The organism is Rhodococcus sp. SMB37, from assembly GCF_004345605.1.
Taxonomy (GTDB): Bacteria; Actinomycetota; Actinomycetes; order Mycobacteriales; family Mycobacteriaceae; genus Rhodococcus.
Genome location: NZ_SLVY01000010.1, coordinates 211,493 through 226,782, shown reverse-complemented (window position 1 = coordinate 226,782; position 15,290 = coordinate 211,493). Strand labels below are relative to the sequence as shown.

The window sequence follows — 15,290 nt, the reverse complement described above, 5'->3', positions numbered from 1 at the left end:
CAATATCCGGCCGCGGAAGACACTCGGCTGGAGGAAGCCATGTAACGTGCTCGCGGAGTTGATCGCGGGTGTTGCGTTAGCGTCCTGAATCCGCCCGGCGTATCGCGACGAAAACTGCACACTCGAACTGGCCGACGACACCGCTGCTCAGATGATGCCCCGCTCCCGTAGCTCGGCCCGCTCGCCGTCGGTCACGCCCAACAGTTCGCCGTACACGGCGGCGTTGTCGTAACCGGCGATCGGCGGGCCGGCGCGACGCACCGATCCCGGGGTGCCCGTCAGGCGCGGCACGACACCAGGTCCGAGAACATCGTCGCCGGTGCGTTCGTCGCGGTGGGGCACCAGCATCTCCCGCGACTGGAACTGCTCGTCGGCAACCACCTCGGCGACGGTGTTGACGGGCCCCGCAACGACACCGGAAGCCGAGAGGTGTTCGAGCAACTCGGTGAGCGGCCACTTCGCCGCCCACGCGCCGATGAGATCGTCCAGCTCGTCCTGATTGACTCCCCGCGCGAGATGGTCGGCGAACCGTACGTCGTCGGCCAGTTCGGGACGGTCCATCGCCGTGCACAGGCGCCGGAAGACGGTGTCCTGGTTGGCGGCGATGACGATCCACATGTCGTCGGAGGTGCGATACAGATTCGAGGGCGCGATGCCTTCGAGGCGGGTGCCTGACGGGCCGCGCACCACACCGGCGGCATCGTAGTCGGGAATGACCGACTCCTGGACGGCCAGGCACGCTTCGGTCAACGCGACGTCGACGATCTGCCCACGCCCCGTCCGTTCGCGGCTCAGCAGCGCCGCGAGCACACCCTGGACGGCGAACATGCCGCCGAGGGTGTCGCCGAGAGACAACGCGAGGCGCGGCGGAGCCTGCCCCGGATAACCGTTCAGATGCCGCAGACCGCTTTCCGCCTCCGCGACCGAGGCGTATCCGGCGTGTGTTGCCTTGGGGCCGGTCTGTCCGTACCCGGAGACACGTGCGAGCACGATCCCCGGATTGACTTCGGAGAGCACGTCGTACCCGAGGCCCCACCTCTCGAGGGTGCCGGGACGGAAGTTCTCGACGATGACGTCGGATTCGGCGACCAGTCGACGGAACAGGTCCTGCCCGTCGGACGACCGCAGGTCGAGGGTGATGCACCGCTTGTTGCGGGCATGCACGGTCCAGAAGAACCGGTGACCGTCCCGCTCCCCCTGCCCCCACGTGCGCAGCGGGTCGGGGCGCTTCGGGTCCTCGATCTTGATGACGTCGGCGCCCATGTCGCCGAGCAGCCGCCCGGCGAAAGGCCCGGCGATCAGAGTGCCCAGTTCGAGCACCCTGATCTCCCCGAGCGCACCCCCGGAAGTCGTCTGCGCTGCGGTGGCCTGTGTTGGCGACTCGTTCCGTGTATCCGCGTCCGTCACTCGGTGTTGTCCATTTCTGTCCGGTCAGTAACCGAGGTGAACCGTCTTCTCCTCGGTGAATGCCTCGAGGCCGCTGCGCCCGAGCTCACGCCCGATACCGCTCGCGTCGCGACCACCCCAGGGTAGTGCCGGATCCGGCACACCCCAGCCATTGACCCACACCGTGCCGACACGCAGCTGAGGAATCACGCTGTGCACGGTCGAGAGATTCTGACTGAAGATGAAGGCATTGAGACCGTACTGCGTCGCATTCGCGAGCCGGACGGCTTCCTCCGTGGTCTTGAAGGTGATGACGGTGGCGACGGGTCCGAAGATCTCCTCGCGTGCGATCGTCAGATCGTTGGTGCCGCGGAAGACCGTGGGCTGGACGAAGAAGCCCTTCTCCCCTACGCGTGCGCCGCCGGTGAGCAGTTCGGCGCCCTCGTTGCGGCCCTTCTCGATGTACCCGAGGATGCGGTCGAGTTGCTTGCGGTTGACGATCGTGCCCTGGGTGGTGCCGGCGTCGAACGGGTCGCCGATCACCGCGGCCCGGGCGAATTCGACAAGCCCCTCGATGACCTGGTCGGCGATGGATTCGTGCACGATCACGCGCGTGCCCGCGGCGCACACCTGTCCCTGGTGGTAGAAGTTGCCCATCGCGATCCACGGCAGCGAGGCGTCGAGATCGGCGTCGGGGAAGATCAGCTGCGGGGCCTTGCCACCCAGCTCCAAGGTGACCTTGCGGAACTTCTCACCCGCGAGCGACGTGATGGTCTTGCCGACTGCGGGGCTGCCGGTGAAGGTGATCTTGTCGATGCCCTGATGTGAGGCAAGCGCGGCTCCGGCCTCCGGTCCCAGTCCCGGGACGACGTTGAACGCGCCGTCCGGCACGCCGGCCTCCTCGAGCAGATCGGCGAGTTTCAGCACCGCGAGCGACGCATCCTCGGCAGGCTTGACGACGACGGAACAACCCGCCGCGAGGGCCGGCGCGATCTTCCACGCCGCAACCACGGTCGGGTTGTTCCACGGCGTGATCGCACCGACCACACCGAGCGGCTGACGAAGAGTGAAGCCGAAACGATGCTGCGGCCCGACATCCGGGAGGATCATCGCTTCACCGGCGATCTTGTCGGCCCAGCCCGCGTAGTGCCGGAACGACGCGGCCGCGGCGGGAATGTCGCCCGCAACGGTGTCGGCGTACAGCTTTCCCATCTCCGCGGTCTCGAGTGCCGACAGTTCGGGGGCGTGCTGTTCGATGAGATCGGCAGCACGGGAGAGGATGCGTCCACGTTCGGCACCGGCCATCCGCGACCACACACCCGAGTCGAACGTGTCGCGGGCGGCGTCGACGGCGGCGTCGATGTCGTCGGCCCCGCCGCATGCGATCTCGGCGACGATCTCCTCGTTTGCCGGATTGATCGACGCGAACTTCTCGCCGGACCGCGCGGGAACCGCCCTGCCCCCGATGCGCAGAAGTGTGTCCGGCACAACGACCGGGGCGGGAGTAACGGGAGCTGCAGTGTCGGTCATGAAAGGCTCCTACTTCGAAGGTGGGGTGAAGCGACGTTCCAGTCCGGACCACGATGAGTCGTAGTCGCGTTGGCGATGGGATGCGTTGAAGGCGGTCTCGGTGACAGCGAGGGCAAGTCGGGTTTCGAACATGAAGGACATCGTGTTCTCGAGCTTCACCGGCGAAAGTTCAGCGGCGGACGCGAGGTCGAAGGTCTCCCGATCGGGTCCGTGTGCACCCCACTGGTTGTGCAGCGACGCCCCACCGGGCACGAACCCTTCGGCTTTCGAATCGTGTCGACCGCGGATCAGACCCATGAACTCGGTCATCACATTGCGATGGAAATGCGGTGGCCGGAATGTGTGTTCACCGACCACCCACCGATCGGGAAAAACACAGAAGTCGACGTTGGCCTGCCCCGCGACAGGAGTCGGCGAGGTGAGGACAGTGAAGATCGACGGGTCCGGATGATCCCAGCCCGCTGTCGTCATCGCGTTGAATCGGGCGAGATCGTACTTGTAGGCGCCGTGCGTTCCGTGCCATGCGACGACGTCGAGGGGCGAGTGGTCGAGTTCCGTCGTCCACAGGTGACCGCCGAACTTCTGCACCAACTCGACCGGTCCGACACGATCCTCGTACCACGCTGCGGGATAGAGGAAGTCGCGCGCATGGGCGAGTCCGTTGGCACCGATCGGTCCGAGTTCCGGGAGCCGGTAGGCAGCCCCGTAGTTCTCGCACACGTACCCGACTGCCGTGTCGTCGAGGAGTTCGATCCGGAACCGCACGCCACGTCCGACGACCGCAATCTCCCCCTGCGAGATCGCGAGCCTCCCGAACTCCGTGCACAGCAGGAGCGCGCCCTCTTGCGGGACGAACAACAGTTCTCCGTCCGCGTCGACGAAATACCGGTCGGCCATGGATTTCGACACCGCATACAGGTGTATGGCGATACCCGTCCGGGCATGCACGTCGCCGTTGACGGCGTAGGTCGTGATGCCGTCGACGAAATCCACCCCGGCCGCCGGCGCCGGTTGCGGATCCCACCGCAACCGGTTCGGTGTCAGCACCGTCGCGGCCGATGGCGCAGACACCCATCCGCGATCGTCGATCCGCTCGAACGGCCGGTGTGCGGCCGACGGCATGATCCGGTAGGTCCAACTCCTCGTGTTGATCTCGCGCGGCTCGGTGAACGCGGTCGCAGAATGCTGCTCGGCGTACAATCCGTGCGGGGCCCGCTGCGGCGAGTTCTGCCCCCACGGCAAGGCACCCTCGATCGCCTCACTGTGGTGTTCGTTGCCGAACCCGTGCAGGTACTCGAGGTCGACCGTCATGTCAGGGCGACCATCTCGTGCAGCGTCGACCCCGAACGATCGTATTGTTCACCGTCGATGGTGACGGTCATGGTGAAGTCGGAACGGAACCGGAAGTAGCCCGGTCGGCCGACGAGCCAGTTCACGATCGGCTTGACGAGCTTGCTCGACGCGATCGGAATGTCTTCGAGAAGATTGTGGGCGTGGACGATCTCGCGGACCGTCAGCGTCAGTTCGAGGGAATCGCCGACCTCGATCCGTAGCCACGACGGGTAGGTGCGGTCGGCGACCGGGTCGTAGACCGCGGGGCCCTCCGTCATCTCGACCTCGCCGTTGCTGAGCACCACCTCGCGGCCGCGGGCGATCATCACCGGCTGCGACCAGTGCTCCCCGTACTTCTTCTGCGTCTGCACCATCGCATAGACCAGTGAGAAATCGTCAGTGTAGAGCCGGCCCCAGTACCACTTGGAGATGATCCGCTTCATGTCGCCCACGCCCCAGTTGTGGTCGTGGTAGCCGCGGCCGGTCACGTCCGTGGTGACCCCGTCGACCGTCACCGTTCCAGCGACACGTGCGCGGGGTGCGCCGACGACCCACGCGAAGAACTCGCGATCGTTGTAGCTGGTCTGTCCGCGGCCCGGCATCCACGGCGGCACCTCGGCGGTGAAGGTGAGGTCGAAGGCGAGGTCGTCCTCGGCCACCGACACGTGGTAGACGGGCAGTCCGTCTTCCTCACCGGTCAGCTTCGCGAAGCTGCGGCCGACCTCGACGTCGCACCGCTCTGCCGACACAGTGAGGTCTGCGTCGGAATACTGCTTGATGGCTTCGCGGCGCTGACCGTCTGCGCTGTAGACGTGGATCTCGACGCCGGGCTTGCGGTGCACCAACTCCCTGGTCTGCAGCATTGCGACGACGATGCGGCCGTCGTCGAGATGCGCATCGAAGTACCAGTGTTCGAATGCGTGTCTGTCGGTCGACGGGTGAGCACCGTTGTCGCTCGGGGCGACCTCGGTGATCTCGCCGTCGCGTCGACCGGGACCGTTCCAGGCCTCGACGATCTGAAGTGCCGCCATAGTTCCTCCGATGTATGTGGGTATTCGGCGCCGTATGTGGGTAATCAGCGCCGCAGTGCGCCACTTGCGTCGAATTGCGCTTCTCGCCCGCTCATTTGGGCTCGGTACCAGTTCTCGCGATGAGCAACCATGATCTTCTCGTGCACTCCGGAGATCCCCGGAATGCGCCGCACGAGTTCCATCGCGGTGATGAGCGGGAACCGCACGATCGGGATGACGAGCCACGGAATGACCGTCGGCATCGAGTATTTGCGACGTGTACCCGGGCCCATGAACATCGCCGAGTAGACGGAGTTGATCCGGAAGTTGTATGCCGCCCGGAGCCGATCGAGCCCTCGCTGGCCGTCGCGGGGAGCGAACGCCTTCGGGTACGACTCGATCAGTTCCTTGCCGTGTTCGCCCGAGTCGTAGGACCGGGACACCACGGTGGTGAGCAGCGTGCGGATGCTGTCGCCGATCGACTCCGGATACCAGTCGATGCGCACACCGAGCAGGTACCCCATGTACTTCTGGAAGTGGATGAGCGCGCGTATCTCTCGCGGTGTGGTCTGGTAGCCCAGGGTCCACAAAGCGAGCCCCGGGGTGAGGCTGCCTGCGATGAGAGTGAGCAACATGTAGGTCTGGCTGATCGGCAGCCCCCACTTCTCCTCGTCCCACTCGGCGTGTTTCGCGACCCGCTCGCGTACCGACACGTGCATCACCCGAACCTTGAGCGCGGTCGCGCGCCCCACCGACCCTGGGGTGAGCAGCGCGCCGGGTTCGGAGACGTCGCACCAGAATCGGCAGGTTTCGAGATAGCGACGCAGCGCGTTGTCGCCCGCGTACCCACCGGCAAGCGACAACGGTGTCGCCACAGCGGATTCCGTGTAGATCTCGAGGGTCTCGGCGCCTGCGAAGCTGAACAGCATGGTGCCCCAGCGCCGCCAGATCTTCGCGCCTTCTTCGACGAGTTCGGGCCGCACCCAGTCGGGGACGGTCTCGAACTCGTCGAACAGTGCCTTCATCGCCTCGGGTGCATCCGGCACGGCGTCGATTCCGTCGGTCAGCGCGGTGTCGAGCAGCTCCCGGGTCTTCTTCGGACCGAGGTCCCCGTGGTAGACCTCGCTGACGAACCGTTCCGCGGTGGGATCGCCGCTGAAGAGATCGTTGCACAGGGCGCGCGCAGTCGCGTCGTCGTGCAGGATGTCGAAACCCGTGACCTTGCGGATGAGATTCCGGACACGGACCACCCCCGGCCTTTCGACGGCCTGCCAGTAGGGGAATCGGTTCGGGCATCGGTCCTGCGCAGGAGCAGTCTTCGTATCGAGTGCCTCGGTCATTGCTGTGCCTCCTCGAGGACGGTACGGCGGATCCAACCGGTGATGCGGCCGACGACGTCGTGGAGACCACCCGGCTGGTCCACCAGGTAATGATTGAGTCCGCGCATTTCGATCAGCTCGGTGTCGCCGCCCAATGCCTGGTGCATCAGTCTCGAATCCTCTGCGAACGCGGCCTGATCACCGAGCAGGCTCATCACCATCGCGGGCGCGTCGACGTGCTCGAGATCAGCGAGAGCGTCGGCGTTGGTGCGATCGGAACTCCACGTGCTGAGCCAACTGCGTACCGTCACGAACCGGGCGAGCCCACCCGCCGCGGTGTTCGCGGCAGCGGGGTCGCCGTACATGCTGCCCAGCTCGCGGTCGCTGGGGTCGAGGGTGGTGTCCACGAAGCGCGGATCAGCCACCGTGCGGTGCACGACGAAGCCCCGGTCGGATGCGCCGGTGCGATTCATCTCGTCGAGCTGGCCGAGCGCCCACGCATCGATGCGGCGCATCCGCGCGAGCTGAGCGTCGCGGTAGCGGGTGACCCAGTCGCGGTCGAGCGGCGCCGTGCGGCCCGGCACATACAGGTCGAGTTCGGGATCGACACTGTACGGGTCGGTTTCGTCGAGAACCGCGCCGTCGATCCAATGCCGCAGCACCCTCGCACGTCCGGGGTGTGCGCCGACGAGCATCACCGCATCTGCGGGGCGGAGCTTCGCGTCGGGGAACGATGCCGGGTCGCCGGCGGGGGTCTCGGTGACGGTGGGGTTCTCGGCCTGCGACTGATAGAAGGACGCGAGCGAACCGCCGCCGCTGAAACCCAGCAGCACCACCTTCTCGAAGCCGAGCTCCTCGGCCATCCACCGGACGCCGGCGCCGAGGTCGAATGCCGCGCGTTCCATGATCAGAGCCGGCTCGTTCGATGCATACCGGGTGTTGAGCCCCATTGCCGGGATGCCCGCCCTCGCGATCGCGCGGAGCAGGAAATGACTCAGGAAGTTCGACGCGGGGTGGCACATGATCACCCCTACCTTCCGTGAATATCCCGGCGCGGCGACGAGATTTCCGTGAAGCGTCGGATAGTGCCGACTCAGGCCCGAGTGCATCTCGACGCGGCCGTCCGATGCTGGTTCGTAGGGAATGCGCTGGAAGTGGTCGATCGGCTCATCTACTACTGCTTTGTAAGTCATTGCACCGTCCGATATTCGAGCATCATGTCGTGGTCTTCGTGGTCGAGGATGTGGCAATGCCACACGTAGCCTTGGAGTTCACCGCCCGGCAGGTCGTGGTCACCATGTTGCGACCTTCCGTGCGCATGATCGCCGGATGCATGCTCGTCGAATGTGTCGACGGCGGCCGGGAATGTCGCGTCGGGGTCGAAGCCGAGCTCGTCGGCAGTCGGAAAGTACACCACGATGCGCGTGACGGAGTTCGGGTCGCAGATCACCGTGTCCTTGAAGCCGGTCTCCCACGGCTCGGGTCCCCGGAGCGGTTCGACGACGAACGGATCGGCATCGGGGGTCCATTTCATTCCGAGCGGCCCCTGCGGCTGCCGCGCACACATCGCGAGAGTGTCGATCGCCTGACGCCCGAGAACTCGGAAGTGCACGAGGTGCAGGTGGACGGGGTGCGGGTCAGGGGTCGCGTTGACGATGTTCCACTGCTCGATCGTGCCCTGCCTGGGCATCTCGATGTCGTCGCTGTCGAACGTGAGATTGTTGAGCGACATGATCGACGGGGGCAGCCGAACTTCCGACGGCTGGCTCAGCGACACATTGCGCACCGTCTGCGGCACCGGGATCGGACCCACCACCGGGGGTTGTCCGGTTCCGCCTCGCAACGTCTCCGGAACGGGGCCGGTGAAGCCGCGTTCGTTCCCGACACGGAAGCGCATGAACACCGGCATCCGGACCGCGCCGATCTGCGCGGCCTGCGGCGCAGCGGGCTCGGTGTTGCGCAGTTCGACGGTCGAATCGGCTTCGAGGGCACTGAAGTCGACGAGGATGTCGACGCGCTCGCCCGGTGAAAGCCGCACGCGGTCGGTACGGACGGGAGCGTCCATCAGACCGCCTTCCATCCCGATCACCAAGAACTGCATGCCGTCGGAGAAGTGCAGGTCCCAGATACTGAACGAGGCCGCGTTGAGTAGCCTCATCCGGTAGAGGCCACGGTCGACGTGGGCTTCGGGCCAGATCTTGCCGTTGACGACGCCCACGTCGCCGACAGCTCCGCCTTCCCATCGCCCCTGCGGAACGATGGGAGTCGAGCGGATGCTCTGCGTGCCGTCGCTGTTCACGATCTTTTCCTGCAGGACGAGATCGAGTTCGTGTGCGCCCGTGGGCAGGCCGAGTGGGTTGCCGGGCTCACCGGTGTCGTATTCGTCGCGCAGCAGATACAGCCCCGCGAGACCCGCGTAGACGTTGAGCCGGGTGACGGCCATCGCGTGGTCGTGGTACCACATCGTCGTGGCTTCCTGCTGGTTCGGGAACCGATATGTGTAGCCCTCACCGGGACGTGAGATCTGTTGCGGATGGCCGTCGAACGCCGGTGGTGTGACACCACCATGGAGGTGCATCGACGTAGGAACCGCGGTGCGGTCGTGTTCACCGAGTCCGTGCAGTGAGGTGTCGAAGTCGGCCGCAAACGGATGGGTCGTGATCCGGTTACGGTATTCGATCGCGGTTTCGCGTCCGCGCTTGGCCACGATGACGGGACCGAGGTAGCTGCGGTCGCCGTACGCGAGGGCGGGGCCCGGGGCGAGATCGCGGTGGAAGCTGTGCATCGTGGACGTTGCGTCGATCGACACCGTTGCGCTGTCGACACGCGGAAGAATGGGCAGCTCGTCGACGAACGGTTCGAGCCGCGGAGAGTGGAACAGCAGCGGAGCCGAGAGGTCCGGCCCGTCGGCGGCGGCACGTCCGCCACCGAACAACAGCGTTGCTCCCCCGCCGGTCCCCAGCGCAATTCCCGCGAGAAGTGCTCTGCGACTGAGTATTTGCATCACGCACTTCCGTGTCGATCTCACCCCGATTGACAAGAGCACGACGAATCGTGATGGCACTCACAGTACCATACGGTATGGTTTGGTCAAGACCACGAGAGGTGCCCATGAGCTCGAGCAATCGTCCGCGCGCAGTTGCACTGGCTACCGGTGCAGTGCTGGCATTTTCGGCTGTAGCCGGCACGGCACTCGCGGTATCCGGCACGGCCGTCGCCGCTCCCATCGACGATCTCTGCGCCGACAGTGGCACGGTCCTGTTGGTCCACGACGTCGCATCCGGACCGGAATCCCTGTTCGGCCTCGCCGACGACCTACGGCAGCACGGTCGTTGTGTCGTCACCGTCACGTGGGGCGCGCCGGGGCGCGACGACGTTCAACTTCCCGTCGCCGGGGTCCGTGGCATCGACGCGGGCGCGCACGACCTCGCGGCTGCCATGGCCGACGTGGATGCACCCGGTCGGATCGACGTCGTCGCGCACGGCGTGGGATCCTTGGTGGTGCAACGTCATCTGCAGAACAACGGCGCCGGATCGATCCGCTCACTGACGACCCTGGGGCCGATCTGGAACGGCACCGAGGTCGCAGGGCTCGCCGCCATGGAGCAATTCAGCCGCGACCTCGGCACCTACGATCTGATCCTCGGACTCGAGAAGCCGCTGCTCGATCCCGTGTGCGCAGGCTGCCGGGAATTGATTCGTGGTTCCGATCTGTTGCGCGACCTGCATGACCGGGGACTCCCGACCCGCGGAGTCCACTACACCGACATCGTCTCCGCATGCGACGGTCTCGTCGTGCCTGCGGAGGCGAACAGCCTCCCCGGCGCGACCGTCCATCGCCTGCAGGACCACGGCACCCTCGACTGCACTCTGCACCACGAGCTTCCGAATTCACCCCTCGCCCGACAACTCGTTGCGTCGGCCACCTCGTCCCCCGACGTGTAATCTCGCAGCAGCGCACAACAAGGAGAAGTGGTCGTGACTCGGCAATCGGAGAAGAAGGAACCCGCCTCCACCCGCCGGCCGCGGCTCTCGCTCGACGACTGGACCGACGCAGGTCTGCAACTGCTTGTCACCGAGGGTCGGGGCGCGGTGAAGATCGCGCGGTTGTGCAACGAACTCGGCGTCACCAAGGGCAGCTTCTACTGGCATTTCGCCGATATCGACGAGTTGATGCATGCCATCGCCACCCGCTACTGCTCGCACGACAACGACACGCTGCGCGGACTGACCAGTATCGAAGAGATGCCCGTCCGCGACCGTCTCGCACACATGGGGGCGACGCTCGTCGAGGATCGGGCCTGGGCCACCGAGGCGGCGATACGAGATTGGGCGAGCACCGACCCGCAGGTCGCGGAATCCGTGCGCGCCCTCGACCAACGCATCATGTCGGTGGTCGAGAACGCCTTCCGTGAACTCGGTTTCGACGAGCGCGGAGCACGCATCCGCGCAGGCACTCTGGTGTATGCGGGCATCGGCTTCGTCTACGGGCGCGACAACATCGCCACACCGACGGTCGACGAGATCCAGGACCTCGTCGCGATCCTTACGCGGATGTAGCCACCGGAATTCGTGTCAGGCGCAATCGCCACGCATCAGGTCCGCGCTCTTCGTAGTCGACGCCGAGTTGCCCATCGGCCCGGTCGGTGAGTTGACGAAGCAGCGGGATCGGGTCGTGGGGCGCGACCAGCACGAGTGTTCCACCGTCGGGTACCGCATCGAAGGCGCCGAACACCGTGGCGTGGCGGATCGCATGCGGAATCTCCCGCACGTCGAGAACCGGATCGGGATGGTCGTGCTCCCCGCATGCGCACACGTGGCCGCCGTCATTCTCGGGCTCCGCGTGCCCGCCCAACAGCTCGTGCATGCCGTCCAGGATGCCGGCCAGCGAAACGCCGGGGTCGGCGGCGACGAGCGGAAGGATCCTGTCGTTCTCGTCGGCCAGGTGCGCCTCGAACACCACCGTCAACGCGTATGCCGATGCAGCTGCGCGCACCGGATCGGATTCCTTCGCGATCCGGTCGACGAGTTCACCGAGGATACGGTGCACGGCGATCATGGATTCCACGAGCAGCCTCGCCTCGCCGCGACCGGCTGCCGCGGGGTAGAGCGCGCGTTCCTCTGCGATCGCGTGCGGTAGCAGGGTGCCGGTGAGGTAATCGACGAGTGCACGCCGGTGTGCGTCGGCCTCCCTTCCTGCGGCAACGGCGTCGAGCAGGGCCTCACTGAGGATCGCGATCCGTCCCGAAAGCTCGCTGTGGTGGCTCTTGACGGCATCGACGGCTCGCGCATCCTCCGCGGTGGCGGCAACGACGACCTGGTCGGTACTCATGGACGACTCCTCTCGGTGGCGCCGCAGTGGGTGTGCGGCAGGGTGGCCTTTCACCGCTCAATTTACTACAGTTATTTCCGTGGAAAATAGGGAACTTCGACCCGGGCCCCGCGCGACACCGACACCGGCGTCGCACCTCGCGCTGTCACCCCAGCGGATCACCGTCCTCGACGATGTCCGCGCCCACGCCCCTGCGCGCATCAACGACATCGCCGAGCGGCTCGGCCTGCACGCCAACACCGTGCGCGAACACCTCGACGCACTCGTCGGCCACGGTCTCGTCGAATGCACCACCGAACCGGCCCGCGGACGCGGACGTCCTGCCAAGGCGTACAGGCCTATGCCCGCCGCCGACCCCGGCCTGGCAGGCCGCGACTACGCGGGACTCGCGACCGCGCTCGCCGGACACATCACCCGTACCAGCAGCGATCCGGCGGCCGACGCACGCGCGGCAGGACGGGAGTGGGGGCATGAGCTCGCCCGCGAATCCGTCTGTGACACCGCAGATCCGCATGCATTCGTTCTCGACCTGCTCATGCGTCTCGGGTTCGCTCCCCACGATCGCGGCCCCGCGCTCGGTGTCACACTGCCGATGTGCCCGTTACTCGACGCCGCGCGGCGCTACCCGACCGTCGTCTGCCAGGTCCATCTCGGCATCGTCGAAGGCGCGCTCGAAGAGGTCGGTGCACCGACCGGCCCCGGACTCGACCTCCTGCCCTTCACCGAACCCGGTGCGTGCAGGCTCTTCCTCCCCGATCCCACGATCCCCGCGGCGTGCTGCAGCCCGCGGAGCAGAACGTGAACGAGCGTGGCAGCTGGCATCTTCGCGCCGGCATGGTGGTCGCCGCCTGGTTCGCGGCGCTGGTCGTGGCGTCTGTCGCACACAGGTGGATTCCGCAATCCGGTTGGCTCCTCGTGCATCTACTCGGCCTCGGAGCCGCAAGCAACGCGATCCTGATCTGGAGCGGGCATTTCACCGATGCCCTGCTCCGGCGGCCCGCCGGCGGTGCCCGTCGCGCCGAGACCGCGCGACTGATCACGTTCAACACCGGCGCAGTCGCGGTGGTTGCCGGCATGGTGACCGGATGGTGGCCCGCGGTACTGGTCGGTGGGTGTGTCGTTGCCGGCGTAGCCGGATGGCACGGCACCACGTTGCTGCGGCGTCTGCGAACGGCGCTGCCCTCCCGGTTCGGGCATACCGTGCGCTACTACATCGCTGCGGCCGCCATGCTGCCGATAGGTGCGGGGATCGGTGTCGCCATGGCGAATTCCGGATTGCCCAGCGAACTACACGAACGGCTCGTGCTCGGTCATGCGGCCGTCAATCTCCTGGGCTGGGTGGGGTTGACGGTGCTGGGCACCCTCGTGACCCTGTGGCCGACGATGCTGCGGACCCGAATGGCGCAGCGCGTCGAACCCGCGGCCCGACGTGGGCTCCCGGCGTTACTGGTCGCTCTCGTGGTGGGGGTCGCCGGGGCGATCGGCGGCATGCCTCTCGTCACGGCAGCGGGAACCTTCGGGTATCTCGCAGCCGCGGTCTACGTCCTCGAACCACACCTCGACGAGATCCGCCGCAAGCATCCCGCCGATTTCGCGACGCTGTCGGTGCTCGCGGGCGTCGTGTGGCTGTTCGGCTCGCTTGCCTACCTCGCGGTGGGACTGGCAATGTCGTCGACCACTCTGGAGGCAGCCGAGGCAGCGGGGGCGGTGACCGCGGCGCTGCTGGCCGGGTTCCTCGTCCAGGTGTTGCTCGGCGCCCTCACCTATCTCGTTCCTGTCGTCATCGGCGGTCGCGCCGCGGTGCAGGGCGCGATGGCCGAACTCGAGCGCGGCGCACCGTGGCGTCTGTCGGTCGCCAATACGGGCCTACTGCTGTGTGTCCTGCCGGTGCCGAGCCTCGTGCGGGTGGCGAGTTCGGTGCTGGTCCTGGTCGCGTTCGCGTCCTTCCTCCCATTGGCTGTCCGCGCGGTCCTGGTCGCTCGGCGGATGCGTGGGATGCCGTCGAAACCGGGTCGTCCCGAACCCGTTGCGGTCCGCAGACGCCTCGGGGTCGCTGCGGCAGGCCTGGGCGTCGTCGTCCTCGCCGCAGCAGCCGGCGTCGTGGCCGATCCGGCCGCCGCGGGATTTTCCACCACCGATGCCGGAGACGTGACGGCGAGTGGGCACACCACAGAAATCGAAGTGCGCATCGAGGGCATGCGGTTCGTACCCGATGTACTCGACGTGCCTGTGGGAGATCGTCTGGTGGTCACCCTGGTGAACACCGGCACCGATCGCCACGACCTCGTCGTCGCCAACGGGGCCCGCACCGGTCGCATCGATCCGGGTGAGACCACAACGCTCGACGTCGGACTCGTCGGAGGACAACTCGACGGGTGGTGCTCCGTAGCCGGACACCGCCAGATGGGGATGACGCTCACCGTGCAGCCTGCGGGTGTCGTCGACGACCTGGCCCACGCCGAACACGAGTCCGGCGCGGAAACAATGTCTCTCACCTCATCCGACGTGTCGCGGAGCCTCAGCGCGCACCCCGGTGCCGGCTTCGTCGTGCACGATCCGGTCGCGCCGGAAGCATCGGCAGATCATCGGATCACTCTGACCGCAACAGACGAGCAACGTGAGGTCGCACCCGGAATCACGCAGCGTCTGTGGACCTTCGGTGGCACCGCTCCCGGTCCCACACTGCGCGGGAAGGTCGGTGACGTCTTCGAGGTCACCCTCGTCAACGACGGGACCATCGGTCACTCCATCGACTTCCACGCAGGTTCGCTGGCCCCGAACGAGCCGATGCGCACCATCGAGCCGGGTGAGTCGCTCGTCTACCGGTTCACCGCGACCCGCGCGGGAATCTGGATGTATCACTGCTCGACGATGCCGATGTCGCTGCACATTGCGAACGGGATGTTCGGTGCGGTCATCATCGACCCACCCGAACTGCCACCCGTCGACCGCGAGTACGTCTTGGTGCAGTCGGAGCTGTATCTGGGCCCCGAGGGTGGTGAGGCCGACGCCGACAAGGTCGTCGCAGACGAGCCGGATCTCGTGGTGTTCAACGGACATGCGAACCAATACGACCACGATCCATTGAGCGCGAGGGTCGGTGAACGCGTCCGTATCTGGTTGCTCGCCGCGGGACCGAACCACGGTTCGGCGTTCCACATCGTCGGCGGGCAGTTCGACACCGTCTGGTCGGAGGGCGACTACCGACTGCGCCCCGGCACCGGCGGAAGCCAGACGCTCGGATTGTTCCCGGCCCAGGGAGGGTTCGTCGAACTGGAATTCCCCGAGCCGGGACGCTATCCGTTCGTCTCGCACTCGATGATCGATGCCGAGCGCGGTGCACACGGTGTCGTCGAGGTACGAGAGGAATGACGGGCCGTT

General features: G+C 66.4%; 12 protein-coding genes. 4 read left to right on the top strand and 8 right to left on the bottom strand.

Features of this window, described 5'->3' with window-relative positions:
* Positions 1-147: 147 nt before the first annotated feature.
* The 7 genes from EV641_RS17710 to EV641_RS17680 all read right to left on the bottom strand — a co-directional run bounded on the left by EV641_RS17710 (position 148) and on the right by EV641_RS17680 (position 9,581).
* Complete coding sequence (locus tag EV641_RS17710; protein WP_241997328.1) at positions 148-1,326, bottom strand: CoA transferase; 1,179 nt, start codon at positions 1,324-1,326, stop codon at positions 148-150.
* 105 nt (positions 1,327-1,431) lie between these two features.
* Positions 1,432-2,916 carry an aldehyde dehydrogenase family protein gene (locus EV641_RS17705; RefSeq protein ID WP_132473408.1) on the bottom strand — a complete coding sequence of 495 codons (1,485 nt, stop codon included), beginning with the start codon at positions 2,914-2,916 and terminating at the stop codon, positions 1,432-1,434.
* A 9-nt stretch (positions 2,917-2,925) separates the two neighbouring features.
* Entirely contained in the window at positions 2,926-4,227 is a 1,302-nt protein-coding gene (hmgA, locus tag EV641_RS17700) for a homogentisate 1,2-dioxygenase (protein ID WP_132473406.1), read from the bottom strand.
* Positions 4,224-5,279, bottom strand: coding sequence for a lipocalin-like domain-containing protein (locus tag EV641_RS17695; protein ID WP_054719020.1), 1,056 nt, complete (start codon positions 5,277-5,279; stop codon positions 4,224-4,226). Before EV641_RS17695 ends, hmgA begins: the two co-directional genes overlap by 4 nt.
* Before the next feature lie 44 nt (positions 5,280-5,323).
* A complete protein-coding gene (locus EV641_RS17690) occupies positions 5,324-6,598 on the bottom strand; it encodes an oxygenase MpaB family protein (protein ID WP_132473404.1) in 1,275 nt (424 codons plus the stop codon).
* The gene (locus tag EV641_RS17685) at positions 6,595-7,770 is read right to left on the bottom strand and encodes an alpha/beta hydrolase (protein WP_132473403.1); all 1,176 of its coding nucleotides are present in this window, start codon (positions 7,768-7,770) and stop codon (positions 6,595-6,597) included. Before EV641_RS17685 ends, EV641_RS17690 begins: the two co-directional genes overlap by 4 nt.
* Positions 7,767-9,581, bottom strand: a complete 1,815-nt coding sequence (locus EV641_RS17680) for a multicopper oxidase domain-containing protein (protein WP_132473401.1) — start codon at positions 9,579-9,581, stop codon at positions 7,767-7,769. Before EV641_RS17680 ends, EV641_RS17685 begins: the two co-directional genes overlap by 4 nt.
* Before the next feature lie 107 nt (positions 9,582-9,688).
* On the opposite strand from EV641_RS17680, the gene EV641_RS17675 reads away from it, so the two are divergent.
* The gene (locus EV641_RS17675) at positions 9,689-10,522 is read left to right on the top strand and encodes a lipase (RefSeq protein WP_132473399.1); all 834 of its coding nucleotides are present in this window, start codon (positions 9,689-9,691) and stop codon (positions 10,520-10,522) included.
* A gap of 33 nt (positions 10,523-10,555) precedes the next feature.
* On the top strand, positions 10,556-11,137 hold the full coding sequence (locus EV641_RS17670) for a TetR/AcrR family transcriptional regulator (RefSeq protein WP_132473397.1): 582 nt from the start codon (positions 10,556-10,558) through the stop codon (positions 11,135-11,137).
* Here EV641_RS17670 and EV641_RS17665 read toward each other — a convergent pair.
* Entirely contained in the window at positions 11,124-11,909 is a 786-nt protein-coding gene (locus EV641_RS17665; RefSeq protein WP_054718391.1) for a DUF2249 domain-containing protein, read from the bottom strand. The genes EV641_RS17670 and EV641_RS17665 overlap by 14 nt on opposite strands.
* A 79-nt stretch (positions 11,910-11,988) precedes the next feature.
* Here EV641_RS17665 and EV641_RS17660 point away from each other — a divergent pair, with 79 nt between their 5' ends.
* Complete coding sequence (locus EV641_RS17660; RefSeq protein ID WP_241997325.1) at positions 11,989-12,711, top strand: helix-turn-helix domain-containing protein; 723 nt, start codon at positions 11,989-11,991, stop codon at positions 12,709-12,711.
* A 32-nt stretch (positions 12,712-12,743) separates the two neighbouring features.
* The gene (locus tag EV641_RS17655) at positions 12,744-15,281 is read left to right on the top strand and encodes a multicopper oxidase domain-containing protein (protein ID WP_132473432.1); all 2,538 of its coding nucleotides are present in this window, start codon (positions 12,744-12,746) and stop codon (positions 15,279-15,281) included.
* Positions 15,282-15,290: the final 9 nt, after the last annotated feature.